The organism is Martinezella lusitana (genome assembly GCF_014207095.1).
GTDB classification, from domain to species: domain Bacteria; phylum Pseudomonadota; class Alphaproteobacteria; order Rhizobiales; family Rhizobiaceae; genus Rhizobium; species Rhizobium lusitanum_B.
In genome coordinates this window covers 45,384-70,870 of the sequence record NZ_JACHBG010000011.1, presented here as the reverse complement: position 1 = coordinate 70,870, position 25,487 = coordinate 45,384, and the positions used below count along the sequence as shown (strand labels likewise).

At 56.4% G+C, this 25,487-nt stretch carries 24 protein-coding genes and 2 pseudogenes; 6 read left to right on the top strand and 20 right to left on the bottom strand.

The features are described 5' to 3' along the window. Positions 1-7: 7 nt before the first annotated feature. The 8 genes from GGD46_RS21170 to GGD46_RS21135 are packed head-to-tail and all read right to left on the bottom strand — an operon-like array spanning position 8 to position 7,627. Complete coding sequence (locus tag GGD46_RS21170) at positions 8-1,909, bottom strand: CpaF family protein (RefSeq protein ID WP_184707556.1); 1,902 nt, start codon at positions 1,907-1,909, stop codon at positions 8-10. 23 nt (positions 1,910-1,932) lie between these two features. Beyond that, positions 1,933-2,823, bottom strand: a complete 891-nt coding sequence (gene cpaB, locus GGD46_RS21165) for a Flp pilus assembly protein CpaB (protein ID WP_184707554.1) — start codon at positions 2,821-2,823, stop codon at positions 1,933-1,935. Continuing rightward, positions 2,820-3,749: a hypothetical protein gene (locus tag GGD46_RS21160; protein ID WP_184707552.1), complete on the bottom strand. Its 930-nt coding sequence runs from the start codon at positions 3,747-3,749 to the stop codon at positions 2,820-2,822. The genes cpaB and GGD46_RS21160 overlap by 4 nt, the downstream gene beginning before the upstream one ends. A gap of 1 nt (position 3,750) precedes the next feature. Then, entirely contained in the window at positions 3,751-4,419 is a 669-nt protein-coding gene (locus GGD46_RS21155; protein WP_184707550.1) for a TadE/TadG family type IV pilus assembly protein, read from the bottom strand. Continuing rightward, positions 4,391-6,034 carry a TadE/TadG family type IV pilus assembly protein gene (locus GGD46_RS21150; RefSeq protein WP_184707548.1) on the bottom strand — a complete coding sequence of 548 codons (1,644 nt, stop codon included), beginning with the start codon at positions 6,032-6,034 and terminating at the stop codon, positions 4,391-4,393. The genes GGD46_RS21155 and GGD46_RS21150 overlap by 29 nt, the downstream gene beginning before the upstream one ends. After that, on the bottom strand, positions 6,031-6,843 hold the full coding sequence (locus tag GGD46_RS21145; protein WP_184707546.1) for a TadE/TadG family type IV pilus assembly protein: 813 nt from the start codon (positions 6,841-6,843) through the stop codon (positions 6,031-6,033). The genes GGD46_RS21150 and GGD46_RS21145 overlap by 4 nt, the downstream gene beginning before the upstream one ends. Positions 6,844-6,848: 5 nt before the next feature. Beyond that, positions 6,849-7,409: a prepilin peptidase gene (locus tag GGD46_RS21140; protein ID WP_184707544.1), complete on the bottom strand. Its 561-nt coding sequence runs from the start codon at positions 7,407-7,409 to the stop codon at positions 6,849-6,851. A gap of 14 nt (positions 7,410-7,423) precedes the next feature. Then, entirely contained in the window at positions 7,424-7,627 is a 204-nt protein-coding gene (locus tag GGD46_RS21135; protein ID WP_184707543.1) for a hypothetical protein, read from the bottom strand. A gap of 548 nt (positions 7,628-8,175) precedes the next feature. Between GGD46_RS21135 and GGD46_RS21130 the strand changes: the two are divergent. The 3 genes and pseudogenes from GGD46_RS21130 (at position 8,176) to GGD46_RS21120 (ending at position 10,965) form a co-directional block, all read left to right on the top strand. Continuing rightward, a pseudogene (locus tag GGD46_RS21130) lies at positions 8,176-9,438 on the top strand (CpaF family protein). 807 nt (positions 9,439-10,245) lie between these two features. Next, positions 10,246-10,524 carry a hypothetical protein gene (locus tag GGD46_RS21125; protein ID WP_184707541.1) on the top strand — a complete coding sequence of 93 codons (279 nt, stop codon included), beginning with the start codon at positions 10,246-10,248 and terminating at the stop codon, positions 10,522-10,524. A 132-nt stretch (positions 10,525-10,656) separates the two neighbouring features. Continuing rightward, entirely contained in the window at positions 10,657-10,965 is a 309-nt protein-coding gene (locus GGD46_RS21120) for a PepSY domain-containing protein (RefSeq protein ID WP_184707539.1), read from the top strand. Positions 10,966-11,074: 109 nt separating this feature from the next. Here the strand turns inward: GGD46_RS21120 and GGD46_RS21115 are convergent, their stop codons facing one another. The 3 genes from GGD46_RS21115 to GGD46_RS21105 form a co-directional block, all read right to left on the bottom strand. Then, positions 11,075-11,920: an arylamine N-acetyltransferase gene (locus tag GGD46_RS21115; RefSeq protein ID WP_184707537.1), complete on the bottom strand. Its 846-nt coding sequence runs from the start codon at positions 11,918-11,920 to the stop codon at positions 11,075-11,077. A 230-nt stretch (positions 11,921-12,150) separates the two neighbouring features. Further along, the gene (locus GGD46_RS21110; protein ID WP_184707535.1) at positions 12,151-13,470 is read right to left on the bottom strand and encodes a nucleotide disphospho-sugar-binding domain-containing protein; all 1,320 of its coding nucleotides are present in this window, start codon (positions 13,468-13,470) and stop codon (positions 12,151-12,153) included. A gap of 30 nt (positions 13,471-13,500) precedes the next feature. Beyond that, entirely contained in the window at positions 13,501-14,097 is a 597-nt protein-coding gene (locus tag GGD46_RS21105; protein ID WP_184707533.1) for a TetR/AcrR family transcriptional regulator, read from the bottom strand. Positions 14,098-14,554: 457 nt separating this feature from the next. On the opposite strand from GGD46_RS21105, the gene GGD46_RS21100 reads away from it, so the two are divergent. After that, the gene (locus tag GGD46_RS21100) at positions 14,555-14,821 is read left to right on the top strand and encodes a hypothetical protein (protein WP_184707531.1); all 267 of its coding nucleotides are present in this window, start codon (positions 14,555-14,557) and stop codon (positions 14,819-14,821) included. Between the two features lie 974 nt (positions 14,822-15,795). Beyond that, positions 15,796-16,029 carry a helix-turn-helix domain-containing protein gene (locus GGD46_RS34510; RefSeq protein WP_184707529.1) on the top strand — a complete coding sequence of 78 codons (234 nt, stop codon included), beginning with the start codon at positions 15,796-15,798 and terminating at the stop codon, positions 16,027-16,029. A gap of 162 nt (positions 16,030-16,191) precedes the next feature. On the opposite strand, the pseudogene GGD46_RS21090 reads toward GGD46_RS34510, so the two are convergent. After that, positions 16,192-16,763: pseudogene (locus tag GGD46_RS21090) on the bottom strand (IS630 family transposase); the annotation flags it as partial. A gap of 282 nt (positions 16,764-17,045) precedes the next feature. On the opposite strand from GGD46_RS21090, the gene GGD46_RS21085 reads away from it, so the two are divergent. Continuing rightward, positions 17,046-17,405, top strand: a complete 360-nt coding sequence (locus GGD46_RS21085; RefSeq protein WP_184707527.1) for an SPW repeat protein — start codon at positions 17,046-17,048, stop codon at positions 17,403-17,405. Between the two features lie 398 nt (positions 17,406-17,803). Here the strand turns inward: GGD46_RS21085 and GGD46_RS21080 are convergent, their stop codons facing one another. From GGD46_RS21080 to GGD46_RS21045, 8 genes are all read right to left on the bottom strand, one after another. Continuing rightward, positions 17,804-18,136, bottom strand: coding sequence for a cytochrome C oxidase subunit IV family protein (locus tag GGD46_RS21080; protein WP_184707525.1), 333 nt, complete (start codon positions 18,134-18,136; stop codon positions 17,804-17,806). A 10-nt stretch (positions 18,137-18,146) separates the two neighbouring features. Beyond that, positions 18,147-18,869: a heme-copper oxidase subunit III family protein gene (locus tag GGD46_RS21075; RefSeq protein ID WP_184707523.1), complete on the bottom strand. Its 723-nt coding sequence runs from the start codon at positions 18,867-18,869 to the stop codon at positions 18,147-18,149. A 12-nt stretch (positions 18,870-18,881) separates the two neighbouring features. Then, positions 18,882-19,586 (bottom strand): cytochrome c oxidase subunit 3, encoded by a 705-nt coding sequence (locus GGD46_RS21070; protein ID WP_184707521.1) that lies wholly within the window; start codon positions 19,584-19,586, stop codon positions 18,882-18,884. Beyond that, positions 19,583-21,361, bottom strand: a complete 1,779-nt coding sequence (locus GGD46_RS21065) for a cytochrome c oxidase subunit I (RefSeq protein ID WP_184707519.1) — start codon at positions 21,359-21,361, stop codon at positions 19,583-19,585. Before GGD46_RS21065 ends, GGD46_RS21070 begins: the two co-directional genes overlap by 4 nt. 53 nt (positions 21,362-21,414) lie before the next feature. Continuing rightward, positions 21,415-22,230: a cytochrome c oxidase subunit II gene (locus tag GGD46_RS21060; protein ID WP_184707517.1), complete on the bottom strand. Its 816-nt coding sequence runs from the start codon at positions 22,228-22,230 to the stop codon at positions 21,415-21,417. Positions 22,231-22,464: 234 nt separating this feature from the next. After that, the gene (locus tag GGD46_RS21055) at positions 22,465-22,851 is read right to left on the bottom strand and encodes a cytochrome c family protein (protein WP_184707515.1); all 387 of its coding nucleotides are present in this window, start codon (positions 22,849-22,851) and stop codon (positions 22,465-22,467) included. A 106-nt stretch (positions 22,852-22,957) separates the two neighbouring features. Beyond that, a complete protein-coding gene (locus tag GGD46_RS21050; protein WP_184707513.1) occupies positions 22,958-23,770 on the bottom strand; it encodes a DUF2189 domain-containing protein in 813 nt (270 codons plus the stop codon). Between the two features lie 460 nt (positions 23,771-24,230). Continuing rightward, a complete protein-coding gene (locus GGD46_RS21045; RefSeq protein ID WP_184707511.1) occupies positions 24,231-24,869 on the bottom strand; it encodes a glutathione S-transferase family protein in 639 nt (212 codons plus the stop codon). Positions 24,870-25,487 lie beyond the last annotated feature (618 nt).

The window sequence follows — 25,487 nt, the reverse complement described above, 5'->3', positions numbered from 1 at the left end:
GTAGCCCTCAGACGAACATGTCCAATTTTCCGATGCTGCCATCCTCGCCGACATCGATGAGTTCGGCGACAAAGCTGGGCAGATAGCCAGTGAAGGAATGGATCGCGCCGCCGCCGACGCGGCCAACCAGGTTGAAGATCGGTTCCACGATGATCATTCCGGTTTCAGGATCGATTCCGATTACCTCCGATATCTCGGTGATGGCGCGCCGGCCGTTCGAGAGCCGGTTCAGTTGCACCACAAGCTCGACTGCCGCGACGATTTGCTGGCGTATCGCCGTTACCGGCAAAGAACTCTGTCCCTGCAGTACCATGACCTCGAGGCGCGTCATCATATCGTGCGGTGTGTTGGCGTGCGCGGTGGTCATCGAGCCTGCATGCCCCGTGTTCATGGCCTGCAGCATGTCGATCGCCTCAGCCCCGCGGCATTCGCCGACAATGATGCGATCCGGGCGCATTCGTAGCGCATTGCGGACGAGATCGCGGATGGTGACGCTCGTCTCCGATTCTGCCGTCTTCGGCCGTGATTGCAGGTAGACGACGTGGACCCCATCGAGTTGCAGTTCCGATGTGTCTTCGACGGCAACCACCCGCTCGCCGATAGGAATGAACTGGGAGAGGCTATTGAGCAAGGTCGTCTTGCCTGAGCCAGTGCCACCGGAGACGACAATATTCTTACGCGCCCTGACCGCCGCCTCAAGGAAGGCCTTCATCGGCTCATTCAACGCGCCTGCGGATATCAATTTGTTGATGTCTAGTCTGGACTTGCCACCGAATTTGCGGATCGTCAGGCACGCGCCCTTGACTGCAAGCGGGGGGATGACCGCATTCACGCGCGAGCCATCTGGCATGCGAAAGTCCGCCATTGCCTCGCTTTCGTTGATCGACCGCTTGCTGTCGATGCCGATGCGCTCGATGACGGTCATCAGCTGCCGCTCATTGGCGAAGGCGAAGGGATAGCGTTCGAGAAGGCCGAACTTTTCGACATAGATTTCGTCATAGCGCGTCACCATGATTTCTGAAATGATGTCCAGATCCATCAATTCGGAAATTGTCCCCCAGCGATACATCAGATCTTCGATATTGGATCGTAGATGGGCGTGAGCGATTTCATAGCGGTCGCCGGCATTGAACAGGTTCTGGCGGGCCTGGAAGGCCGTCCCGAAGCGCGTGTCGAGCTGCAGGAAATCCGATCGCGTGGACTCGAAATTGAGCTTCAGTTGCAGTGAGTTGATCAGGGCCTTGCCGACATCGAACAGGCGGCGATTGTCCTGGTCTTCGCGCGCCAATTCGGCAGCGTTGGCTGAAACATCGCGACGGGTGGTACGAGCCACCCGTCGCGCGAGCCAGCGATAGACGGCGTTCTTGACAATAAGGAGAGTAAGATCCTGCGGCGTCTGGTCAAGCGCCTCCTTGATGAAGGTGTCGAGGCGCTCGCGGATGCGGCTTCGTGTCTCGTCACGGCCGAAATCGGATGATTTGACCAAACGGTCGTATTGCGTATCTTTGAGTAACCTTTCGTGGATTTGTGTCTGCAAGGCCAGGACGCGCTCCTGCTCTGGAAAAAGCGCAATCGTCTCCGTGACGGCAACCGGCTCGAAGAGCTCGATCATCACGTTTGGTACCCAGATGGACATTCCTGCCTGGACGGCAACCGGCATCCCGGCCCGTAGTGGCTGGTCGTCTAGCCGTGTCGGGTTTCGACCGTAGTGTTGAATAAGCCAGTTTGATCCCGATCTCCGAAGCGCAAATTGTGGAGAGGAGACGTGACTTCCGCGCAACTTGACGACAGTCGCGCTGGGCGGCAAGTTCGATGACGGTCCGTTTTCGCCGATAAAGTATGTCTCGTCGCCGGAAAGCGCCAGGATCTCCCGCCCGCTGCCATCCTCATAAGCGATCTTGAGTTGCATCGTCGATGCTCCTTGCAAGGCGATTACATTTTTGTCCAGTTTATGCTTGGCATCTGCTCGATCGTGCTGTCGCCCGGATTGCGCAGTGCTAGGTTCAGACGGCCGTTCGCCTGCCCCATGGCGAAGATGAGCATCTCAGCCTCTGATGGCGAAACCTCTACCGTGACGTTGGTATAGGTGTTGCCGCCGGTCGTCACAGCACCTTGGGCAGTCGTCGCCGTGCCCACGGCCAGAACCTTGACGTTCTGGAGAAAGGTGCGGGTGACGACGCGGGTACGCGAACTGATGCCGAGTTTGAAATCTTCGGACTGCTTTTTGTATGTCTGAATATCGTCCTGTGCCGCGTCGGGATTTTGCGCCAGATAGGTCTTCAATAATTGGTCGACGGGATTGCGTGGCGTTGCTGTCGCAGGCGTTTCGGCCGGCTGCGGCGCGGTGACTGTAGGTGCGACGGGTTGAACGGGTTCATCGACCGTGCCCAAAATGTCGACATGGCTTCCCGGCTCAACGAAATGGCCAACAGCCTGTGCCGCGTCGACAGGCAGCGTTAGGGCTCGCTTTCCAGGCGTGATCATTTTGGTCAGCCGACCGCCGTCTGCATCATCGAAATATTGGAATAGAAGGACAGAACCGGCAGGAATGTCGACAGCTGCGGTGCGATCCTTCAACCATTCCTGGTAAGCGCCTGCGGCCGGAATCGCCAGGTTTTGCAGTGCCCCAAATCCGGAGGGAAGCATGACGGGATCGCCCAGCATGTCAGGCGTGATCGGCTGGCCACGCGTCACCTTCTTATCCGGCAGCAGCCGAATGAATGCGTAGGCCGTCTGCTGGTTTTTAATGCTCTCGGTCCAGAAATAGAGCAGCGCCGCCGTAACGATGCCGACGACGACGGCGGCAATGAGCTTCCAGTTCATGGCATGTTTCCTTCGATAAGCGGTTGTCTTATTTCGACGACTTCGATCGTTTTGTCGGTATCCTTGCCTCGAGTGTAAATGACATCCGCCTCAACGTTTTCGTGACGAGCATGCAGGGCAAGGACACCACCCCGCCCGGTCCGTGGCGGATCCACGTTAAAGCCCGCGCGTCCGAGGAGGTTGGAGCGCGCGTCCGACCACGCGCTGACTGAGAGATTTCCGGACGAAATGATCGTGCGCGAAATATGGCCGTCGCCCCGATCGCCGATGTCGCTCAACACCTCGACGCCCGCAGGCGGCTGCAATGACGATGGCAGCTTGCGGCTATCGGCTGGCGCGGCAAAAGCGGCGAGGGTGGATCTCACATCGTCGAAGCGGCTCATCAGAGCCTCTGTTCGGTTTGAGCCCGGCAGACGGCGGATTGAAACGGCAATCCCTTGGACCATCGGCACCTGCGATCGCCGGCCTTTCATAGCGTCATTCTGTGCATGCAGGAAATCGCGCGCGACAGCACCGTCACCGTCAAAGAAGCGAACGATCACCGCGTAATTGTCGCCGATATGGCTCACTTTGGGCTGGATGAAAATGTTGGCGGCGCTAGTGAATTGTGCCTCCGATACATCCCCTTCAGGCGCTTGAACTGGCCTCGTGTCGGCTTGTAGGACCTGAAGCCATTCAGCGGTGATATCGGATACGGCACGATTGCTCTGATAGGGCGTGAAGGTGAGCGGTTGGCCATTGACCATAAGATCACGCGGTCGTCGCTCCGGCGAGCCTACGATTGCTGCGAGCAGACTGCTCGCGCTTGCATGCACGGTTCGATAAACATCGGCCATGCCTGGTTGCGCTGTCAACACCTCGCCGAAGAGCACGGCAAGGCTTGCTGCGGCAACGAGGGAAAGCGAATGGAGAGTTCTTCGCGTCATCTCACTTGGCTCCCGGGAAAATGCCATCGAAAAGATCGCCAGCCCCGGATGCTACATTGCGAATCGACTTGCGCAGGGTCGGGTCGTAGCCGCGTCTCGTGGTGTCATTCGTCGAGGCAAAAAGCGTGGAGTCGTCAACCGTGAACCTGTCCGTCCAGCGAAAAGGCTTGGTCAAAGGATTGGTGCTGTATCGATAGACGCGCGTCGCGGTCGCGGTTACGAGTGTCGGCTTTTCATTGGCAAGATCACCGGCGAGATTGTCCGATACGGATTTGGCCTTTTTATTGACGTCGTCCCAGACGAAGGTCCGCGACGGGTCGCCGCCGCCCCCGTTGGAAGGTTGGCTTGAACAGGTCGTACGCTCCGGCCCCTGGCCGGCCGGCAACGCGCTGGCTATTTGCGGAATGGGAATTGGTATTGTTTGCGAAAAATCACTCGTGCAGGTCAGGCCACTGGCCTCTGCAAAAGCAGCGCTGCGGACCTCACGCATGGTATCGATGCGACGAACAGACAGCAAGTTCGCCTGTCTGACGGCTATGACAATCAACAGAATAACCGGTGCCGACAGAATGAATTCGATGGAGGCAAGTCCACGTCCGTCCCGATGCAGACGCATCAGTATCCCAGTTTTCTTTTTCTCATTAATGGGTGTTGACAGTTGACCAGGCATTTGCCCCTCCCTTGTCGAAAGTCGACGTGAGTGCCTTGTAGCTGTCGGCAGCCGGACTGCGTTTGATGGTCTGCGAAACCAGCGAGACGTCATCGACCAAACTTGTCGGTGCGAGCGAAGCAAGCCAGTCCTGCGTATAGAGATCGAAGGATGTATAGTTGTGCACCCAACTCTCCGCATAGGCGAAAGCCGGGGTTTTGTCGCGAAACATCTGGGCCTGCAGCCGCACACGCGGCGCCCTGGAAACCACCACAAGAGCCTTGTACGGCTTGAGTTGATCGCCGGTGGCGCGGACAGTTAGGGGATCCATCGCGTAGATTGGTCGGCCTTTCAGCCAATAGGGCTTCGGCAGCACACCGATGAGAGAGGCGATGCCACCGCCGACGCCGCAAACCTGGTTCCACGTCTTATCAAATTTCCGGGTGAAATCGTTCTCTTTCTTTCTCTGAGCATCTTCATAGCGCGGGGGGCTGTCAATCGGCAGTTGAAACGGGTTAACAACGCCAAGATCAATGCCGGTGAAGTCCTTGAGAGCTTCTTCAGCGCCATCGATCAGAATGTCGCCAAACCAGCCGAGATCGCCACTGAATTGCTCAATGAGCGATTTGACCGGAATTGATGTATAATAGCCCGGGCCGAATGCCTCGTAGAACTCGTAGAACGCCGGCAACTGAGTGTCGGTCCCGCTCTTGTCGTTGACAAAGTCGCGGATGTGGCGCCCGTCTGTGCCGCCAGCCGTCAACGGCCCCTTTCCTATCGGGAAACCGCGTTTTGCGAATTCGCCCCGCATTTGCAAACCGACAGCATAAGATTGCGTACCATTGGTCATCGCAGTGCAAAGTTCATAGTAGGAGGCAGCACTCTCGGCAGTGTTTCTTTCCACGGGTAGGTCGCCGCCCTGACCTTCTTTTGAATGATTGCAGCTTGCCCCTGCATCGCAAGCCGGATGAAAGACAACATGATCGACGTCGTCCAGACGTGCGAGATGCAAAGCCTCATTGCCTACTCGCTCTGGAAAACTGTCAACAAGGTAGTCGTTCATGTCGTTCATTGCGCTAATGATGTCATGTGACTTGCTGATTAAGCCGGGGGGATTGTATTTCAGCATTGAGGCAGCGACGTAGCCAAGGGCCTCCAATGCGCCAGCCGATCGAATGCCCTGGAAGCCGACGCAAGCCGCGTAAAGAATTGGTCCAACTATCGGGATATCGTCATAGACAGGGCAATAGGGTGCACCGGTTGGCAGTCTCCATGTCGGATCGCCCCAGCCGTTCTCGGTGGAATATTGACCAAGCTTTGCCAGAATGGCTGCCGATCGCACCGAAAGCTCAGCAATGGTCAACTGATATGCCGTCGATGTGGCAAGGATCACGGTCGCCTGCGAGGACGCGACATTGTTCATCGCCATGATATTCAGGTAGCGAGCATCCCAATCCGCATGCAGGAGCGCAACCGCGTCGGCAGTATCCTGTGTCCGTTGTTTGTCGTAAACGACTTGGCCGGTATTCAGGATCCAGATGATCATGTAGGCAAGCGCAATCACCATGAAGAGAATGATCGGCGAAAGATAGCCGCGCTGGTCGCAATGGAGGCGGCGGAGGAAAGAAGCGGTCATAGAAGCGTGACCTCCGCCGTTGACAGCGTGTAGTAATTGCCGTCCTTGCGCTGACCGGTCGCAAAAATCCATCCGGCATAGTCAAGAAGCAGGAAGCGGACTTGGACCAATGCGACCACGGGCAATGCCGGCGTGCGCTTCAATGTGGAGTAAGTCGCAATGGGCGCAAGGGCAATCTTGACCTTAACGTTGTCCGTATCGAACATATAAATCGCCTGACGCTGGATCGCGCCCCAACGCGACGAGACGCGCGTCGCCTCAGTGACGTTCTTCAACAGCGATTGCGGCGGTTGGCAGCCGCTGCGGCAATGCAATTCCTTGTAGGGGGCTGCCGGAATGAGCGCGATCCGCGCTGCCGTCTCCGCCTTCTGGTTGGCAATGCTGTTGTCGCAGACCTTGATGTTGAACATCGTCGCATCGACGAACGAGCCAACGCTGATCGGGATCGTCGGGCAGAGATAAACTCTTGCGCTACGGGCTGCCATATAGGCGGCGTAATGGGTGAAGATATGGTTCTTGGCCAGTATCGCAAACTGGAAAACCAGAAACATGAAGAAAACGAAGAGCGGAGTGACCAGAACGAAATCCATCATCGTCGTGCTGCCGGAAGTATCGGCGTGCACAGAGGCGATGTGACGGCGACGCGCTGACAGACGCGGTAAGATGAGCATGGAAGCGAAGGCGGCGAGTGCCAAAGCGAAAGTGAAGAAAAGCAGGCCATGGTCTCGCGGAACCCAGAACGTGCGAGAGTGCAGCATGGAATTCCAAAAGCCGAGATCGGCGAGAGATGCTTCCGGCTGCGAATCCATGACTGCTACCTCACGAATGATAAAGGAGTGAGTTCAGGCAGAAAGAGGCACCAAAGGAGGCCACCGGCAGCTGCGATGCCAAAACGCAACGTATGACGTTCTTTCGGTGCGAGGAGTTGAGCGGCATTTTTGACCCCTGCAGGCAGGAGCAGGGCGAAAAGTCCCACCGATCTCAAAACCTCAACAATATTGGCCCGACGAGCCATCAGGACGATTGCAATGACGCCACCGACCATTATGGCTGCAAGTGTAACATCGATGGCCGGCCAAAGGCCGAGAATGGCACCAAGTGCCGCCATGAGCTTGACATCCCCGCCACCGCAGCTTCCGGCCGCAAAAGCGACGAAGAAAATGAACCCCGCCGCCAGAAGACCGGCGACGGCAATTGCAAGACCGACAAGTCCTCCATGTAGCAAGGACAGTGCGAGACCCGCCAGAAGGCAAGGATAGGTCAGCGCGTTCGGTATGAACCCGCGGCGGTGATCGATCACCGCCGCGGCGGTAGCGCAGGCGACAGCCAATGCCGTCGCCGCTGGAACCTGAGTAAGGTCGTAAGTAAGGTCCATTGCGCCCGCGCCTCCTATAGCGCGTTTGGAACGTCTTTAGCCTTGCTGGTGAGAGACGAGTTTTGGTCCTTGAACCACCCGCCAATCTGCTTGCCGAAAGCAAGAAGCATAAGCATCAGCGGAATGACGATCAGAGCTACGGCCAGCACGATCTGAGCCATGTCGCCGCGTTCGTCATTGTGAACTGCAACTGCAAGAGTCTTCAACTTAGCGAGCATCTTCCTGTTCCTTACTGCTGGTTGGTGACTGGTCGACGTCCTTCCAAAGGTGAAAGCAAACGCATGTCGTCGGCTCGAACGAGCGCTTGCCCGTTCAGATGAACTTCTGCTTTGCTTCGACTTCCCCGGGGGGCCATCGCCCTATTGACGAGACCCATTAAGACCTAAGACTGCGCTCAAGACTAGCCCCGCGTCAAGCAAACCGAACGAAGGGTTCCAATTGCTTTGGAGGGTTGAGGTGACTAATTCGCATAAAATACACTTATCTCCTGTAGCGGCTTGATTGATAATTGTTTTTTTCTTAGTCGCTTGTGACGCTATTTCCAGGCTATATTTATGATATTTGATACCTATCTCTAGATAATGTATATTTTTCAATATGATGTGGCATGTGCCAACATTAGCCGAACAAATGCAACGGCTGGCGTCCGGTCCTTTATCTCCCATGGCGCAAAAGCGCGTTCTGGACTAAGTTTTCTTTTATCGCTGTAGAAATGGGTTGTCGCTGAATGCGCGGGGAGGACTGAGATGGAAATGACGACCAGCGTATTGATACTCGGATTACTTCTCATTCCATTGATGACATTCTTTCCGACCGCACTGCAGATGATGAGTGATCTCTTCACCATGAGTTCGGTCCTGACCGGGATGCCCTTCTGATGAAGGCCGTTTCTGACGACGCTGCGGAACAAGCAACCCACCAAGTGCTAACGCGTGCCCTCGACAAGCTCCTGGATCCGATCCAGCCGTTGCTGAAGGATCCGAGCGTGTCGGAAATTCTTATTAACGGCATATCCGACATTTTCGTTGAGCGACGCGGCAAGCTTGAGAGAGCGGACGTGCGTTTTGCCAGTCGTGAGGACCTGGAGTCGGCGGCTCGCAGCATCGCGCAATATTCCGGTAAGCGGCTTACGCCGGAGGAGGCAAGCGTCGAGGGCCGGCTTCCCGATGGTTCACGTGTGCAGATGATCCAACCGCCTGCTGCACGCACCGGTCTCTGCATCTCGATTCGACGGTTTCTGCGCGAGCACCGAAGTATACGTGATCTTGTGGTCCAGGGCAGCTTGACGGAGGAATCGCTTTCCTTGCTACAGGCGGCAGTTGGCCTGCAGAAAAACGTCATCATATCCGGCGGCACCGGCACCGGTAAAACGACCATGTTGAATGCATTGTCCGAGGCCTTCGCCGACCATGAACGTGTTATCGTCATCGAGGATACATCCGAGCTCCAGATTCGTAAGGAACATGTTGTCTATCTGGAGGTGACCAAGCCCGACCGTTTCGGCAGAGGTGGCGCAGGCATTCGGGAGCTCTTTCGATCCTCGCTGCGCATGCGGCCGGACCGGATCATCGTCGGCGAATGCCGTGGGGGCGAGGCGCTGGATATGATCCAGGCTATGACCTCCGGACACAGCGGCAGTCTCTCCACGGTACACGCCAACACTCCCTACGACGCACTGCATCGGCTCGAGACGCTCGCACTTATGTCCGACATTGATATGCCACTGAAGCCATTGCGCGCTCAGATCGCCTCGGCAGTCGACGTTGTCGTACAGATTGCGCGTTTCAAGCGGACGGGGCGGCGCCGAGTCATTGAGATTTCCGAAGTTAGCGGTCTCAATGCCGACGGTCAGTACGTCATCGAAAGCATCTATAAGCTCGACGGCGGGGGGCATTCTCAGTCCGATGGTTCGTTGCGCTGGACAGGCGTGGTGCCGAACTTTGCAGCAGAGGCGAAGGAGGAGATCGAGCTGCTCGGCACGAGGTCTCCAGAATGGACGGGGCCGGCCAATATGGAAGAGGGGGCTTGACCTAGATTTGGCACAAAGGCTTGCCAGCGATGCCTGGCATTCGGAGGCCACGCCGGCGAGATTGAAAAATGCCTTTTTGCAGGGGGGATGTTGTGAAACTCGACAGGCATGGACGTATCGGTTAAATTTACGCGTCAATCCACCTCGACATCGCCGTCGCCATCACTTTCCCGCTCAGGTCATCGCCCACACCGGACAGTTAGGTTTGTGATGCCCGCCGATTGACCCCGTCGCGGTACGCCGTGTGGTCGTTCGATCAACCGTCATTCTCCTCCCTGATGAATACCCTTCTGTCCCTTCAAGGGCGGTTCCTTTGGTCGTTTGTCTTGCGTGCTACTGCGGGTTGATCCTGCCACTATCGATGACAGAGCAAGCACGCGTGCGAACCTCGCTCACATAACATGTGTCACCCATCGTAGCGATGCCTCCCGCAAAACATCGCGCTGCGATATCGCTAAAATGTCATCCTCCCACGACCATAGGACCTATGCCTTGTGTATTCAGACCATAGTCTGACACGCCATCATAAGGCACTCCTTGGCCCCCACATTATTCGAACGAATGTCAGTTCTTTCTCGCTGGCGCGCCACCTCGATTAGGGATGATATCCAGGCCCATCGTCTATACCACAGGCTCCTTCGGACAGCACTGATCAGGCCTGTCGTTCTTGGGCCGCTCCAAAGGCTGGACAGGACGTCGTTACGCGATCCTGGACCTGATCGTTAAAATGCGACTGACTGTTTACACCATTGGGCAAGGCACGGGCTGTTACCGGGACTACGTTAGATCAACAACGAGAAACCTTAAATGCGACAAGCACATGATGTGGTTGGCGGCGTACGCAAATCAATGAATGACCTAGCTGAAAATCTTATAGCTTTGATCGCCGCAAACCATCCGCCGGCGGTCATTCTCGCAACGCTTATGGGCGAGGCCGCCCTGACTTTCCCGGGCTTGCGGGACGTGGATCTCATGAAGCTGATCGATGATCTTTTAGTGACGGCGGAATTACAATTTGCGCACCGCTCCAAGGTCATCCGGTTTGCAAGATCTCATGCAGTCAGAGCAGCAACCGCGCTGGTGTAATGATCCGCTAAGTTACTCGCTATGCTAGTGAATGGGGCTATCAAAGTGCAAATCAGGCCCTTGATTATTCGCCGTGAAAAAGCGAGACAAAATTGTTACGGTACGAACCTCATCATTTTTCTGGATGCCCCCATGTTCAAGAATCTTGCTCTAGCAGCCACTGCACTAGTGCTGATCATATCAGCAACACCATCGTTCTCACAAAGTATTGAGATCGGTCCTGGTGGTGTGCGCGTCAATCCCGGCATGGAGCCGCCGCCCGTTGACATGGGTATTAGCGAACGCCAGGCCATTCGCATCGCTCGGGATGAAGGCGTGCGCGAGGTCGATAATGTCGCCCGCAGGCGAAATGTGTTTATCGTCGAAGGTTCGGATCGAGATGGCGACGACATAAAGGTTGTGATCGACCGGCGAACGGGTGAAGTGCTTTCGGTTGAGTAAGTATTGACGGCGGACGATGTCGCGCAGTTTTAGAGTGCTGAGCTGCGGATTCTGCCGCAGCCAGGCCTCGATCCGCCGCCCGACCTGGTGGGTTGGTAAGCGTGCTCGTTCAGGTGGTTTCGCTTCGCGCGACCATCTGGACTTTTTCCCAGACGAGATCGGACTTGGGAATGTTGAGCCTGAAAATCGTATTGAACGTATCCGCGAGATGGCCCGCACTTGTGATGCGCTGTTCGCTGATCTTGTCTGCCGTCACGCTGCGCAGGCAATCGTTCTTCAGGGCGACATAGCCATCCGAAGTATGCCGCAGGATGGCAAGCGCGTTTGTGAATGGTGAACCGGGATCCTGGGTCAGCCAGCCAAGCGTGGCGGCAATGGCGCTCTCGTCGCTGTGATCGGGCCGAAAATCGAAGCTGTGCGCGAGGCCGTTCGCATGGTTATTGAAGCGCAGCCAACCGTCGTCCGTGGGCGAGATCGAAAAATCAAAGCCGCGTTGGCTGATCGGTCCGACGGCAAGCGGTACCGGTTCGACGATGGCATCGGCCAGGCCAACCTCGGCAAGGTACGGCCGGTCGAGATCGACACGCAGAGTAAGATGATTGCCGATAGCGGCATCGCCTATCATTTCGCGATTGACGCCGCCGCATAGGCGCGTCACGCGAAAGCCGAGCGCTGTAAGCGCCGCACCGAACAGACCGTTCATCTCGTAGCACCAGCCGCCGCGCTTGCCCTCCACCATTTTGGCGAAGGCGACGGATGGGGCGATCGAGGACGGCCAGCCCATGAAAGCATCCAGCGCCTCCCAGGTGAAGGCCATGAGATGGGCGCGGTGAAGCCTCGACAGACTGTCGACATCGAGTGAAACCGGCCGGTTCACTCCGATCCTTGCAAGATAGGCGTCCAGTTGGCCGGACGTCAGGGTCATTGCATGTTCGCTTGAAGAGGCGCTTGTCATCCTTTGGTTCCTTTTGATGGACTGCTTTCGAGATTTCCGATGCGGCTATGCTGTCAGCCGGCGGTTCATGGTCTTGGTTCCCCTCAAGTGCTGACACGGATGCCTGCCAATGAGGCAAATGGGCGTAAAGCTCCTTCGTTCGCCGATGCGGAGGCAACGACGTTGGGCAGGAGGAGAGGATTTGACATGGTGCCGGTCGCGATGTTCCTGCCGCGATCGGTGGGTGTCAATCACGCGGCGGACAGTGCTCCTTGGGCAGACCTTTGCACGAAGTCCTCAATTTCTGCGACGAGCCGGGCCGCCCCCGGGCCCTCTTCTGCGATGGTACGCCCGAGTGCCAACACCCGGTCGCCAAAGCTCGGCTCGGAAAGGACGCGTCGCACGGCCTCGCAGAGCATTCGCGGTGCTGCCGAAGGATCGAGGCGCAGGCCGACACCGTGATAGGCGACGCGGGCGGCATTGTCGTTCTGATCGCGCCCCATTGGGAGAATGACGAGGGGGACGCCGTGGTACAGCGATCGCATGATCGTGCCGTGTCCGCCGTGGGTGACGACGGCGCCGGCTTTGGCCATGATGTCGTCATGCGCCGCATTGGGAAGAATTGTGACATTCGCCGACGACTGAAGGTGAAGTGCCTCAAGCGCTTTTCCGAGGGTAACGACCACCTCGACCGGCTCCCCAGCCAAACCGGATATCACCCGCTGGAGCACATCGGCCTGCCCTTGATTGGTAGTGCTGAACGATACGAGCACGAGTGGCCGCATTGCGCGCGCCGGCTGGCCCGTCCAGCCTTCGTGAGCCCAACTCGGCATCTCCAGAAGCGGCCCCACATAGCGCACATGGCCCGGCAGATGCTCGGTGGGAAAATCGAAGCTGCTGCTGGTGGCAAGGAGGTGGCGTCCGGCGCTCAAGGGCTGTTCGTGAACATGGGCCAGCGGCGCGACGCCGAAATGAGCGCGGGCGGCGTTGAGGCAAGGCAGGAAGTTATCCCATGCTTGTTCCACCATTGCCGAAACTTCGGCATCGCGTGCCCTGTCCGCCGCCAATCGAGCAGGCTGAAAGCCCGGACCGAATGGCGGATGTCCGGGGAGGGGCCAAAGCGAGATGTTACTTGCGAGCAAGGCGGTCGGAACCCTCGCAACTTCGCCCGCGAGCATGCTGCCGAACAACAGATCCGAGCCGATAAGGATATCGCAAGGCCCCGCTGCCAGTGCTTCGAGAATATCCTCGGCGTAGGCTTGCGCCGGTCCGACGAAGATCCGTTCGCACCCCCTTTGGAAGCCGGCCAGGGAATCGGCGGTTTCCCAATCTCGAATGAAGCAGCTTTCGAAGGTCCGATCCGGCCGGTTTGGCGCGCGCTTCCATGGTAGGAATCGGGCTCCTGCTGCGATCGCCTCCGCTCTCATCGTGTCGTCGGCGATAAGGCGCACGTCGTGGCCCCGGTCCGCCAGCGCGCGCACGGCCGCGAGCGTCGGTGGCACGTTGCCGCCGCCTTCCCATCCGGCTACCAGGATGGACAGATGCTGCCTCGCATCTATTGTCTTTATCATCGCCTTAGTCCCTTCTCGATGGAGACCGGATTAGTGCGCTCCATCCTCCCGCAGCAGGCGCTCGATCGCCTGCGTCATAAGCCGCTGTGTCTCCATCGTCGAATGTCCCTGCGCCCGACGCAACAGATGCCAGATCCAGACATCAGTCTGGACCAACAACTGGGCGAGCCGATCCCTGCGGGCCTTGTCATCAAGCTTGTCGAGCCAGGCCTTGAACATGTCTGCGATCCACTCGCGATGACCTTCGCGTCCGCGATCGAGAATGGGAGCGAACTCGGGAAAGCGCGCTTCCTGCCCGAGCGTGCGCACGATGACGTCGCCGGTGCGTTCATAATCGTCCATCAGGAGCGCGACGATGTCGGCCACGCTTTCTGCGGGCGTGCTCCAACGCTGGGCTTGGATCGAGACATCCAGCCGGGCCGCCATGGCGCTGAGAACGCCGGTCTTGCTGCCGAAGCGCCGTATCACGGTTTGGCGGGTGGTGCCGGCCGCGGCGGCGATGTCGTCGAGAGTGATCTCGTCGAACCAGCGCTCCGCGAGGAGCGCGGTCAAGGCGTCGACGATCTGCTGCTCGGTATCCAGAACCGCATCGGCGCGCGCCGACTGACGATAAGCTCGCGGAGACATGCTGTTGACGCTCTCTCAATTTAATGTTACGCAATGTAACGCGAAATTGAGAGAGTGTCAACCTGGGCTCTGTTGTGATCTGACACCTTCAAATTGGACCGGTTTTGGTTGGAGTTTTCAGATGCATCTTCCTGGTCAGGAATGGAACGGAAAGCGTGCCGGTCTTTGAACCGGGCATGTCAGCTGTCTTTCAGTCTTCATTCAGCAGGCTTAGGAATGCCAACAACGTCGCTGTGACGAGGGATAATTTCAATGGGCCGACTGAAGCGAGGACTTCATCTTGGAGATCGACGGCGCACTCAGGCAAGTCATCGAAAAGCAGCCATTCGTTTGCTTGGCACTTGAATGCGGCACCGTTTAATGTGCATAATAATATGAATTATCGAGCAGTGGCAAAATTACTACGGGGCCCATCGCTGCCCAGTCAAACGGCGAGAGGCAACATTGTGAGGGCATTATGCAGCGCCTGGAACGCCTTGCAAAAGGTAGTTTGCCCCCTAAGAACCTAGAAACGCTCAAGCGGGTATTTGATCAGGTGGTCAGGGGGGCGTGTTTAGATTTCGACGAAAGTCGCCGCGACCGCTTGGCTAAACGACTGATCTTCTTGTTTCAATCCGGATTGATCAATCCCGCTCAGTTAGAAAAAATTGCGATGCTCTGGGAGCTGACCGATGACCAGCTTGCCAAACCGGCGACAGTTTATAAGACGAAACAGCCGGTTTAGAAGTCAGGTGGGCTATGATGGACCCCGTTTAATCTGGCTCCTGTCTCATCAAGAATGTGAGGAGCGCCGCCGATGGTAAATCGTGGGTTTTGATTGGCGCAAATCTGGTGGTTACCGTGGCGATTTGCATTGCGAGTTGTTCAGCCAGTGCGGCCAATCCGGTTTCGTTCATTCGCGATCGAAGCGCTGCATCGTATTGCTTATTCCAGGCCCTCATCTGAAGGTCCAGTCTCATCGTTGACGGATCTTAAGTTCCAGCGCCAAGATCGAATTGCATCGACCACAACTGGACGAGGTTGGCCGAAGCGCGTTAAGGGCGCCGCGCAACTCGCCTGTCGATGGCACGGTTTCGAATATTCCGGCAGAGCTGTAACTTGAAGGTTGTCGAGTGCCGCCGATATGTAGGCCTCTAGATTTCATGAGCCTTCCCCATTTAAGGTTGAGAGAACATATCAGTTCTTTCGCGCTTCGTAGCCTAGCCCGAAGGGTTCAAGTCAGTCTTCTGTGCAACCTAATTGTCCATGGCAGGAGCCTTGGTGGCAGACCTCATGTCGCCCTCCTTCGTGCAGGAGACTGAGCGGGGTCTGTTGCTTTGAACGTGAAGTGATGACCATTCTTTGGGCATACTAGCGATCAGATCGCCACTTACGATCTCGAGGCGAGCACCTGGAGATGCTGATACTGCCGCGCGGTTCACGACATGAGCGCGCAATAGCTTGCGGACCGGGCTTTCGCCTTTATCACTCTGGCGGCAGGCAACGAGTATGATTGCTAGACATTCTTGGAATGTAATCACCGACCTTCAAAGGACTGGACAGAGCTTCCGAGCTCTGAGGAAATCAGCTCGACGGCTCCCTCCGTTGTGGTAGCGACATAGTGAAGTTGGTCTAACGGATGTACTTCTTGAATCGGAATTTACCCGGCCTGGAGTTATTGGCATTCTTCCGGAAGATTGAGAGCTGGTGGAGGACGCGATGATGCCTGCTGATACAATGCACTTCGACAAGTCAACTGGGAACCATGCTGTCGCTTTGGACGTGCCTCGACTAAACGACACGTCCGTCGATGCGATGCGGCATAAATCAGAAGAGGTACTTCGCTTAAAAGCTGATGGCAGATCAATTGATGACATAGCAGGAGAGGCGGGCGTCACCCGATCGACGGTGACCAGGATCTTGCGCTATGTGGAAAGAGCCGCCGCCAGTTAGCTGAAATCTGGTCCGACAAACTCGGCGGACGCTCCCCGAAGGAATTCAATAATTTGGTTGTTGGATTGAGCATCAATTCTATACGCGCGACATCGCCGGTCGTGACGTGAGGGACGGCGTGCCTCATGGAGCCTTCGCCCTGTTCTAGGTTCGCTTCAGCTTCAACGTGACGACGATGACGACGGGAAGGGGCGGGACCGGCACCTGTTCAACATGGGCCAGGAAGACGTTCCCGTTCATCGCCCCACCGTGGACAAACGGTTCGGTCATTCCGGCGAGGCGCAACGCTCACCTCGAAGTGCGCGCCCCCTTGGACTTGCCATCTCAGCCGGGAGAGTTCGGCGGGCCTCGATGAAGATCAGCTCTCTGGATCGAGGTCGAGCTGACCATCGAACCAGACGCGCCGGGCGCTTCAGGACATCCGATCGGTCTTGCTCCAGGGCATGCGGACTTTTTCTAAAGCTCCATCCGTGGCCTCGCAACCAGGCGCCAAGCGCACTCTGGCTGATCCTCACCTGCCGCTCGACGGACAAGCGCTCGACCATTTCATTGAGGGTCACGTCCTTGCGCCCTTCGACCAGTGCGACAACGAGCGCCTCTCGTGCATCCACGGCCGATGATCGTCTCCAGCCTTGTGGCCGAGAAATCAGTTCGCCCTCATTCGCTCTTGCTATCCACCGGATCGCGGTCGGAATTCCAACGCCGAACCGGGCCGCAGACTGCCGAGCTGACATACCCGCCGCAGACGCTTTCACAACCCGTATCCGAAGATCATCGCTCAGTGCTTGTCCCTTCGTCCAACTCTTTGCTGTGGATGTTGAATGAGCTTCGGCGTGTGTCGTCACGTTACAATCGATGCATCGATCGCAGGACATGCTCTAGAATTTCGGACGCGATAACCGAAGTATTATTCGCGCGTTATCTTGAATCAAGAGATGTAGAAATTACTTATATACATAAGCGTGAAGTTCACGCTGGATGAAGCCTTCGTTAGGTTTCTTGGTGAGGAGGTTGCTATGGCAAGCGCTTTTATGAAAGGAAAAAGGACGCAGGATTGGGCAAATCTGCTCCTGGCTGCATGTTTGTTTGTCTCCCCCTGGATATTCGGCTTCACAGCCGAGGTGATGCCGAGCTGGAACGCATGGATCGTTGCTGTCTTGCTCGGTGTGTTGGCGACCGCAGCACTTTCGATATTTGCGGAATGGGAGGAATGGGCCAATCTGGTGCTCGGTCTGTGGCTGATCGCATCTCCCTGGTTGCTCGGTTTTGCCGCCAACGCAAACGCGATGTGGACGGATATCGTTCTCGGCGTGCTCGTTGTCGCGGCATCGCTTTGGGCAGTCTGGGATGTTCATCATCCTCATGCCCACGCTTAGGCGTGGATGCGAGCCCGATATTGACTAGACCCGCCGCGTAAAGCGGCGGGCATGTGATGACTGTTCGGATCACGGCGACCAATTAACGACTGGCATCAGGCGGCGCACTTTCTTGCGCATTTGTTAAACCCGCGACGCCGGAGGTGAGGAACCGTGGGGCTCAAATACTCCGGCCGTCTCATGCCGCCGTCCCGTTCAGAGAATCTTGGCCTTCTTATCTGCCCCGCGAATGCCATACTCGTCGTTGGGCTGGAGCGCTTCTCCATTCGGTTATTTCTCATTGATCGCGCTGCTTTGGGCGCGATTGTTCTTTTCGGGATGCTCGTCTTCGGCTGAGGCTGAGCCATATTGCGAGCTTTTGATACACTGTTTCAGGAATGGCCGGATGGTGCCAGGCCTTACGGACCAGCCCCGAAAAAGGTCAGTCTCGTGAGGATCGTGTAGTGCGATTCCGAAACCATCAGAGCGACGAAGACAAGTATCAGGACCGGGGGAAACAGGATGGCATAGATCAACGCCAGCCGCTCCCACGCCATGTGCATGAAAATCGCAACGATCAGCCCGGCTTTCAGGATCATGAACAGAAGGATCAGAGCCCATCGGAGATAGCCCTGGATGGCGAAATAGTCGACAAGGTAGGAGAAGGTGCTGAGGACAAAAAGCAGTCCCCAGACGAGCATATACAGCCTTATCGGATGCTGTTGTCCGGAATGTGCCTGCCCTTGTGTCATGATGCTATCCTCACCACAGATAGAAGAATGCAAAGATGAATACCCAGACCAGATCCACGAAATGCCAGTAAAGCCCGGTGATCTCGACGATCTCATAGTGCCCCTTGCGGCTGGTGAAAAACCCCCGCCTTTCCTGATCGAAGTCTCCTCGCCACACCTTGCGTGCCATGATCAGAAGAAAAAGAACGCCGATCGAGACGTGGGTGCCGTGAAAGCCGGTGATCATGAAGAAGGACGAACCAAACTGTGCCGCCCCCCATGGGTTCTCCCAGGGGCGGACTCCTTCCCTGATCAGTTTGGTCCATTCGAATGCCTGCATTCCGACGAATGTCGCGCCGAGGACCGCTGTCGCCAACATTAGCAGAGCGGTCTTGCGACGATCGTGGCGGTATCCGAAGTTGACGGCCATGGCCATCGTGCCGCTGCTGCTGATGAGGACGAAAGTCATGATGGCGATCAGGATCAACGGAATTTCCTTGCCGCCAATCGTCAGGGCGAAAACCTCGCTTGGATTGGGCCAGGCGACGGTGGTCGACATGCGAGCCGTCATGTAGGCCAACAAAAAACAACCGAAAATGAAGGTGTCGCTCAAGAGGAAGATCCACATCATCGCCTTGCCCCAGGAGACGTTCTTGAACACCCGCTGGTCCGACGACAGGTCGGCCGCAACACCGCGCAGTCCCGCGGGCCGCAAATGCGGATCATTTGCCGGTCTTTCTATGGATTCCGTCATTATCGAAACTCCTCAAGTAACCAGCTGACGGCAGAGATCGACGAAACTATTCGCCCAACCGGCGAAGAGCGCAAAAAGGATCAGCCAGACAACGAGCATGAAATGCCAATAGATGGCGCACAGATCCACGCTTAAGCGAACTCTTGTGAGGACCGGGCTGATACGAGCGCGGATTGTCGTCCGTGCAAGCACGAAAAGCCCGCCCGATATGTGCAGGCCATGCAGTCCCGTGATCATGTAGAAGAAGCTATTCGATGGGTTATCCGCGAGAACATAGCCTGCCGCCACCAGCTGCCGCCACGCCAGAGCTTGCCCAATCAGAAACAGAACAGCCAGTGCGAAAGCCACTGCAAGAGCCGTATTCAGCATCTCGCTGCGGTCGAGACGAGCTTCGGTTTTTGCCCATTGCAGGGCGACGCTGCTGGCGGCAAGGGCAGCCGTATTCACCCAGAGCAGCCGCGGAATGGGGATACTCCACCAGTCCGAGCCGCTGAGGCGAGTGAGATAGGCGCTGATGAGGAGTGTGAACAAGGCACCGACAACGGCAAGAAAGATGCCAAGACCGACTTTCGCTGTGGTCGCCGACGATCCGCGCATCTCCGCCGCATCGCCCGCAAAACCGGCTTCCAGCCAGGGCTTTGAAGTCAGCCGCTGCCGCGCCATCCACCAGGCGATGATGCAGGCGATACCCGCCATGAAGATCAGAATGGCGCTCATGACAACGCCCTTTCGGATGGCCCGCTCGAGGCCGGCTGATTTTGCGGCAGGAAGTCCTGATCCGCTCCGGGGACACTGTAATCATACGGCCAGCGGTAGACGACCGGTAGCTCCTTGCCCCAGTTTCCGTGAACGGGTGGCGTTTGCGGCGTCTGCCATTCCAATGTTGTCGCTCGCCATGGGTTGCCGCCCGCTGGTTTGCCCCAACGTAGGCTCCAGGCGAGATTGAGCAGGAACAGAAGCTGAGCGGCGCCGACGACCAGCGCAGCGACAGTGATGTACATGTTCAGCGTATGCGCAGACGGCGGTATGAAGGCCGTCTCGCCAAGCTCGTAATAGCGGCGCGGCACACCCATCAGGCCGAGATAGTGCATTGGGAAGAAAATCGCATAGGCGCCGAGAAAGGTGATCCAGAAGTGAATATGGCCCATCGTCACGTTCAGCATGCGACCGGTGACTTTCGGATACCAATGGTGGATGGCGCCGAAGATCACCATGAGCGGCGCGACCCCCATCACCATGTGGAAATGGGCAACCACGAACATGGTATCTGAAAGCGGCACGTCGACGACGACATTGCCGAGAAACAGGCCAGTCAGCCCGCCATTGATGAATGTGACGATAAAGGCGAGGGCAAACAGCATCGGCAATGTCAGATGGATATCGCCGCGCCAGAGCGTCAGCACCCAATTGTAGACCTTGATCGCCGTCGGGATGGCGATGATGAGCGTCGTGGTCGCAAAGAAGAACCCGAAGTTAGGATTCATGCCGCTGACATACATATGATGCGCCCACACGACGAAGCTTAGCGCTGCAATGATGACGATTGCCCAGACCATCATCCGGTAGCCGAAGATGTTTTTGCGCGCATGGGTGCTGATCAGGTCGGAGACAATGCCGAAGGCCGGGAGCGCCACGATATAGACTTCCGGATGGCCGAAGAACCAGAAAAGATGCTGGAAAAGGATAGGGCTCCCGCCACTTTGTTGCAATTGCTGGCCCATCTCGACGATGGCGGGCATGAAGAAACTCGTTCCGAGTAACCGATCGAACAACATCATGACAGCGGCAACAAAGAGCGCCGGGAAGGCGAGAAGCGCCATGACGGTTGCGGTGAATATGCCCCAGACTGTTAGCGGCATCCGCATGAGCGTCATGCCACGCGCGCGTCCCTGCAGCACCGTCACGACATAATTCAATCCGCCCATCGTGAAGCCGATGATGAACAGGATCAACGATGACAGCATCAGGATGATGCCCCAATCGCGCCCTCCGGGCGTACCCGACAGAAGAGCTTGCGGTGGATACAATGTCCAACCAGCACCTGTCGGTCCGCCGGGCGCGAAGAAGCCGACAACCAGGACTATGACGGCAAGAAGATAAAGCCAATAGCTCAGCATGTTCGCATAGGGAAACACCATATCACGCGCGCCAAGCATCAAAGGGATCAGATAGTTGCCGAAGCCACCGAGGAACAGCGCCGTCAGCAGGTAGATCACCATGATCATGCCATGCATGGTGATGAACTGATAATAATGGTCTGCGTCGATGAAGGAAAAATAGCCGGGAAAGCCGAGTTGCAGACGCATCAGCCAGGACAGCGCCAGTGCCACCATGCCTATCGATATGGCGGTTAGCGCATACTGAACGGCGATGACCTTGGCATCCTGGCTGAAGACGTATCTCGTCCACCAGCTTTTCGGGTGATAAAGCTCCACATCCTCGACTTCGGCGGGCCGGATGACCTGCTCGGTGCCGGATCCGATATCGACCATATTATATCCTCCCTGTTCCCTCCAATGCAGTTTTCCGCCTCAACTACACTTATTTACTTGGCCGCCGATTTTTCCGCCGACGCCAGCGACTGCGAAAAGGTCTGCTGTTGCTGCAGCCAGGCTTGATAGGCGGTTTCGGTCTCGACCACGACCGTGCCGCGCATCTGCGGATGGCCGACGCCGCAAAGTTCCGAACAGAGAACTTCGAACGTTCCTGTCCGCATTGGCGTGAACCAATAATAGGTGACCGTGCCAGGGATCATGTCCATCTTGCCCCGGAATTGCGGTACGTAGAAATCGTGTATGACGTCGATCGAGCGCAGAAGCAATTTGACGGGTTTGCCGACGGGTATGTGCAACTCTCCACCCTGGACGATGACATCGTCCATTCCTGCAAGATCATTCTTGTCTAAACCGAGCGGATTTTCCGGGGTGATGTTGCGCGTATCAGCCCGCCCGAGCCGCCCGTCCGCGCCCGGCAGTCGGAAACTCCACTGCCATTGCTGCCCGACGACTTCGACCACGCTGGCATCGGCTGGAACCGTCACGAACTGCTTCCAAACGACCAGGCCCGGCGCGAGCATCGCAGCCACGCCAATTGCGGTTCCCCCGGCAAGCCACCATTCCAGCCGCTTGTTTTCCGGCTGGTATGCCGCCTGGTTTCCGGCGCGGTGCCTGAAGCGAAGGATGCAATAAGCTATGAACAACACGACCGCCGTGAAAACGAAGCCGGTGATCCAGAACGTGATGACAATCGTGTTGTCGATATAGCTCCAATTGGAAGCGATCGGCGTCCACCACCAAGGGCTGAGCAGATGGAACGCAATCGATCCCACCACCAGTAGAACGAGAACCAATACGACAGCCATCGTCTCCTCCCTGACCCGGCCGCGAACGTTTCCACAATCCCATCGCGAAACGTTTTAGTATTATCTCATGAACAAATCACACGGACAATTGCAGCAACGGCAGGAATTCATCCCGGCAAACCGCAAGGGGCATCTCAACGCCGAAGACCGGGTCAGCGGCGTCTATCATTGAACCGAACCCCCGCCGATCCAACCGGCGGCCCAAAAAGCAGCTCGTCCACATCGTGCATCTCGCTATTTGGAGTACTGCTTCAGATAGGCGATCAGATTGGTAATTTCTGTATCGTCCTTAAGCCCCGGGAAGGTCATTTTCGTGCCTTTCACCTTCACCTTGGGATCGTGCAAATAGTCGCGGAGCGATGTCTCACTCCAAACGAGGCCGTCTTTGCCTGCCTGCTGCATTGCCGGCGAGTAGGCAAAGTTCGGATGTGTTCCAGCCGTTCTGCCGAATAGACCGTTCAGCGAGGGGCCGATCTTGTTCTGGTCTGTTTCGGCTATATGGCAAATGGCACATTTCTTGAAAACAATAGCCCCTGCGGCCGCATCGCCCTCCTGCGCGAGAGCGTCAAGCGGGACAGCAGTGGCAAGAAGCAGGCAGATCGGAAGAAAACCGTAAGACATGGCAATCCTCATTCTCTTCATCGCTATTCCAAACGACGCGACTCCCAGCGGACAGGTCGTAACGGCTTGGAGGATGATCCTCGGGGACAAGTTTCCTTTTTTGAATTCAAGGCATGCGGTTCGGATAGGCGGCAATCAATTTCCGATATAAGTGCCAGGTCGAATGCCCGAGGATGGGCATGACGACCGCAAGGCCGACAAAAATCGGGATTGTGCCGACGACAAGCAGCGCGGCGACGATCAATCCCCAAAGTGCAACAGGCCCTGGATTGGCAAGCGTGGCACGTATGCTAGCATTTACGGCTGCGATTGCGCCGACATCCCGGTCCAGCAGCAGCGGGAAGGTCACCACCGTCGTCGCCAACACAATTATTGCGAACGCGAAACCGGCCAGGTTCCCCCAAAGCATAAGGGAGGCACCTCGAGGGGTCGTCAGCACATCTGACAGGAAAGTGAAGACTGAGGTCAGACCGGCTTCGCCGAAAGTTACGGTGTAGATGCGCTGTGCGACAACTAACCAAGCGATGAAAAGCGCAAACAGCATGAAACCTACCGCTATAATCGATGGCAGCGCCGGAGAGTGACGAACCTCCAGCGCATGATGCCATGCGCTATCCAATTGCTGTTCGCGGCGTCGACTGATTTCATAAAGGCCGAGGGCCGCAATCGGGCCAACCAATGCAAAACCTGAGATCAAGGGATAAATCAGCGGTAGCAGGTTAGCGCCGGAACTCCACATGATGAGGAAAACGCCTGTGATCGGATACATAAGACAGAGAAAAACGTAATGTGATGGCTTCTCTGCGAAATCATCAAGCCCCAATCTCAGTGCGTCCATAAGATCCGCGACGGTTATCTTGCGCACTTCGGGGCGCACAAATTCGCCGCTCGCACCAGCCATGATATGGAATGCCACCATAACATCTGTCCTCTTACACCGGGTACCGGCTGGTGGTGCAAAGACGTTCGGCGAATTTTTATCTACAAATCAAGCCACAACCGGCTGCCGCAAACATAGCAAATCTTATCGCTTTTGTCGCCTATTCTTTATATTTTTAATATTATGCACTGTTAATCTATTGCGCCAAATGATCGGCGATTTTGAACGGGGACACGTGGTAAACAATGCTCGCCCGCGGCAGCGAAATCTTACCCCTTACGTGTCCGACAATCGGCTCGCCCCTGTTGCGTCGATGAAATCGAATAAGCGGTCTGTCGAGCGTGACAATCAGGTGGGAAGCAGACTGATGGCGCTTGCCGTATTCAAGCCCAAAACCTTCAGCGCTCTATCCGTCGAAGTGGAACCCTAGCTTTCCACTCCGACATATCTCCCGGGAGGCTTGCACGTTTTGCGTCATCATTTGCCCGGTAGAGCTGTTTCAGTCGGGAATTGGCGGCAAACAAGGTGCATCCAATCCGCGAAACGGATCGCGCCAGGCTTCGATCTGGTTCAATCGATCAGACCAGCGTCTTATGGCTGGATAATCCTCTATCGGGAGGCGCGCCGCGTCGTTGAAGGGCAAGAACGTCGCCATGCGAAAATCGGCGAACGAGATCGTCTCGCCGAGGATCCACGACTGATTGGACAGCTCACTTTCAAGAATAACTGCCGCCCTGTTGAATTGTCTTAAACCCTCCGCAACCATCATGTCGTCACACGGCCCTATATTGTAGCGCAGTTTCGTGCCACGCTCCCAATGAACGGTGTCACACGCCTTCATGAAATTCTCCTTCGCCCAACTGATCCAGCGGATCATGTCCGGCTCTTCGCCGTCGGTTCTCCAGAAGTTCGAGCCGGCATGTCTGGATAGCCAGCAGGCGATCGCATCACATTCCCAAAGCGTTCGACCGGAGTGCTCCAAAATTGGCAAAAGAAGATTGGGGTTGAGCGGCAGATATCGCTCCGATTGTCCCGGAGCCATCGGTGCAGCGAACTCGAACGCGACATCTGTTTTTAGGAACCGCGCAACGGCAACTGCAAGGCGCGGATTGGGGTTTCTGCTGAAATACAACTTCATCTGGTTTTGCCTCCGGTGTCCTTGTCGAAAAGACGAACGAAGGTTCCTCTTTTCGACAATCGCGGATCAAAAATCTTCTCCGAGATACTCGGCAAAGGTCGCACTTTTCCCACGCCAGATGAGTAACGCCGTATGGAATTCAAACAATTTTCAGCGAGCGCTCAAGCCAATGCGCGCGCTAAGAAAACTGCCCCGAGGTCCAAATCCTCAGACGTTGTTCGAACGTAAGTCTCTGATGCGCAATTCGGGGCAAAAATGTCTCGACCGAAGAGCCTTGCGCCTACCAGGCTGTCCGAGCGGTGCTGAGAGCATATGAAAGGCACGATGAAACGTGCGCTGCGAGGGGATTGACCGTGATGGCGCAGTTTCCGGGATAGAACAGCTTATGCGCGTTGAGATGCTTCAACAGCTCATCAACAGTACGATTGTCTGTAAGCGGAAATGAAATTGTCATTGCGCGTTTCCTACAGCGGACAAAAATAGCGTAAGGGAGTTAGGGACGATTTTCTTCGCGCTGCAACAAGAATTTTTTAATGAACAAATTAAAATCGATTAGCTTCATATCTTGATTTTTTAAAATCGATTTAAATGTATGTGGTCGAATTTCGGCCTAAGGCG

Excerpts from the sequence above, each read along its gene's own strand:
- GGD46_RS21125 (WP_184707541.1), top strand. The coding sequence starts at position 10,246 with ATGCGACAAGCACATGATGTGGTTGGCGGCGTACGCAAATCAATGAAT.
- GGD46_RS21110 (WP_184707535.1), bottom strand. The coding sequence starts at position 13,470 with ATGATAAAGACAATAGATGCGAGGCAGCATCTGTCCATCCTGGTAGCC.
- GGD46_RS21140 (WP_184707544.1), bottom strand. The coding sequence starts at position 7,409 with ATGGACCTTACTTACGACCTTACTCAGGTTCCAGCGGCGACGGCATTG.
- GGD46_RS21150 (WP_184707548.1), bottom strand. The coding sequence starts at position 6,034 with ATGACCGCTTCTTTCCTCCGCCGCCTCCATTGCGACCAGCGCGGCTAT.
- GGD46_RS21055 (WP_184707515.1), bottom strand. The coding sequence starts at position 22,851 with ATGTCTTACGGTTTTCTTCCGATCTGCCTGCTTCTTGCCACTGCTGTC.
- GGD46_RS21045 (WP_184707511.1), bottom strand. The coding sequence starts at position 24,869 with ATGAAGTTGTATTTCAGCAGAAACCCCAATCCGCGCCTTGCAGTTGCC.
- GGD46_RS21080 (WP_184707525.1), bottom strand. The coding sequence starts at position 18,136 with ATGACACAAGGGCAGGCACATTCCGGACAACAGCATCCGATAAGGCTG.
- GGD46_RS21145 (WP_184707546.1), bottom strand. The coding sequence starts at position 6,843 with ATGGATTCGCAGCCGGAAGCATCTCTCGCCGATCTCGGCTTTTGGAAT.
- GGD46_RS21105 (WP_184707533.1), bottom strand. The coding sequence starts at position 14,097 with ATGTCTCCGCGAGCTTATCGTCAGTCGGCGCGCGCCGATGCGGTTCTG.
- GGD46_RS21050 (WP_184707513.1), bottom strand. The coding sequence starts at position 23,770 with ATGGTGGCATTCCATATCATGGCTGGTGCGAGCGGCGAATTTGTGCGC.
- GGD46_RS34510 (WP_184707529.1), top strand. The coding sequence starts at position 15,796 with ATGATGCCTGCTGATACAATGCACTTCGACAAGTCAACTGGGAACCAT.
- GGD46_RS21120 (WP_184707539.1), top strand. The coding sequence starts at position 10,657 with ATGTTCAAGAATCTTGCTCTAGCAGCCACTGCACTAGTGCTGATCATA.
- GGD46_RS21115 (WP_184707537.1), bottom strand. The coding sequence starts at position 11,920 with ATGACAAGCGCCTCTTCAAGCGAACATGCAATGACCCTGACGTCCGGC.
- GGD46_RS21060 (WP_184707517.1), bottom strand. The coding sequence starts at position 22,230 with ATGGCTGTCGTATTGGTTCTCGTTCTACTGGTGGTGGGATCGATTGCG.
- GGD46_RS21085 (WP_184707527.1), top strand. The coding sequence starts at position 17,046 with ATGGCAAGCGCTTTTATGAAAGGAAAAAGGACGCAGGATTGGGCAAAT.
- GGD46_RS21155 (WP_184707550.1), bottom strand. The coding sequence starts at position 4,419 with ATGCCTGGTCAACTGTCAACACCCATTAATGAGAAAAAGAAAACTGGG.
- GGD46_RS21070 (WP_184707521.1), bottom strand. The coding sequence starts at position 19,586 with ATGAGCGCCATTCTGATCTTCATGGCGGGTATCGCCTGCATCATCGCC.
- GGD46_RS21075 (WP_184707523.1), bottom strand. The coding sequence starts at position 18,869 with ATGACGGAATCCATAGAAAGACCGGCAAATGATCCGCATTTGCGGCCC.
- GGD46_RS21170 (WP_184707556.1), bottom strand. The coding sequence starts at position 1,909 with ATGCAACTCAAGATCGCTTATGAGGATGGCAGCGGGCGGGAGATCCTG.
- GGD46_RS21135 (WP_184707543.1), bottom strand. The coding sequence starts at position 7,627 with ATGCTCGCTAAGTTGAAGACTCTTGCAGTTGCAGTTCACAATGACGAA.
- cpaB (WP_184707554.1), bottom strand. The coding sequence starts at position 2,823 with ATGAACTGGAAGCTCATTGCCGCCGTCGTCGTCGGCATCGTTACGGCG.
- GGD46_RS21065 (WP_184707519.1), bottom strand. The coding sequence starts at position 21,361 with ATGGTCGATATCGGATCCGGCACCGAGCAGGTCATCCGGCCCGCCGAA.
- GGD46_RS21160 (WP_184707552.1), bottom strand. The coding sequence starts at position 3,749 with ATGACGCGAAGAACTCTCCATTCGCTTTCCCTCGTTGCCGCAGCAAGC.
- GGD46_RS21100 (WP_184707531.1), top strand. The coding sequence starts at position 14,555 with ATGCAGCGCCTGGAACGCCTTGCAAAAGGTAGTTTGCCCCCTAAGAAC.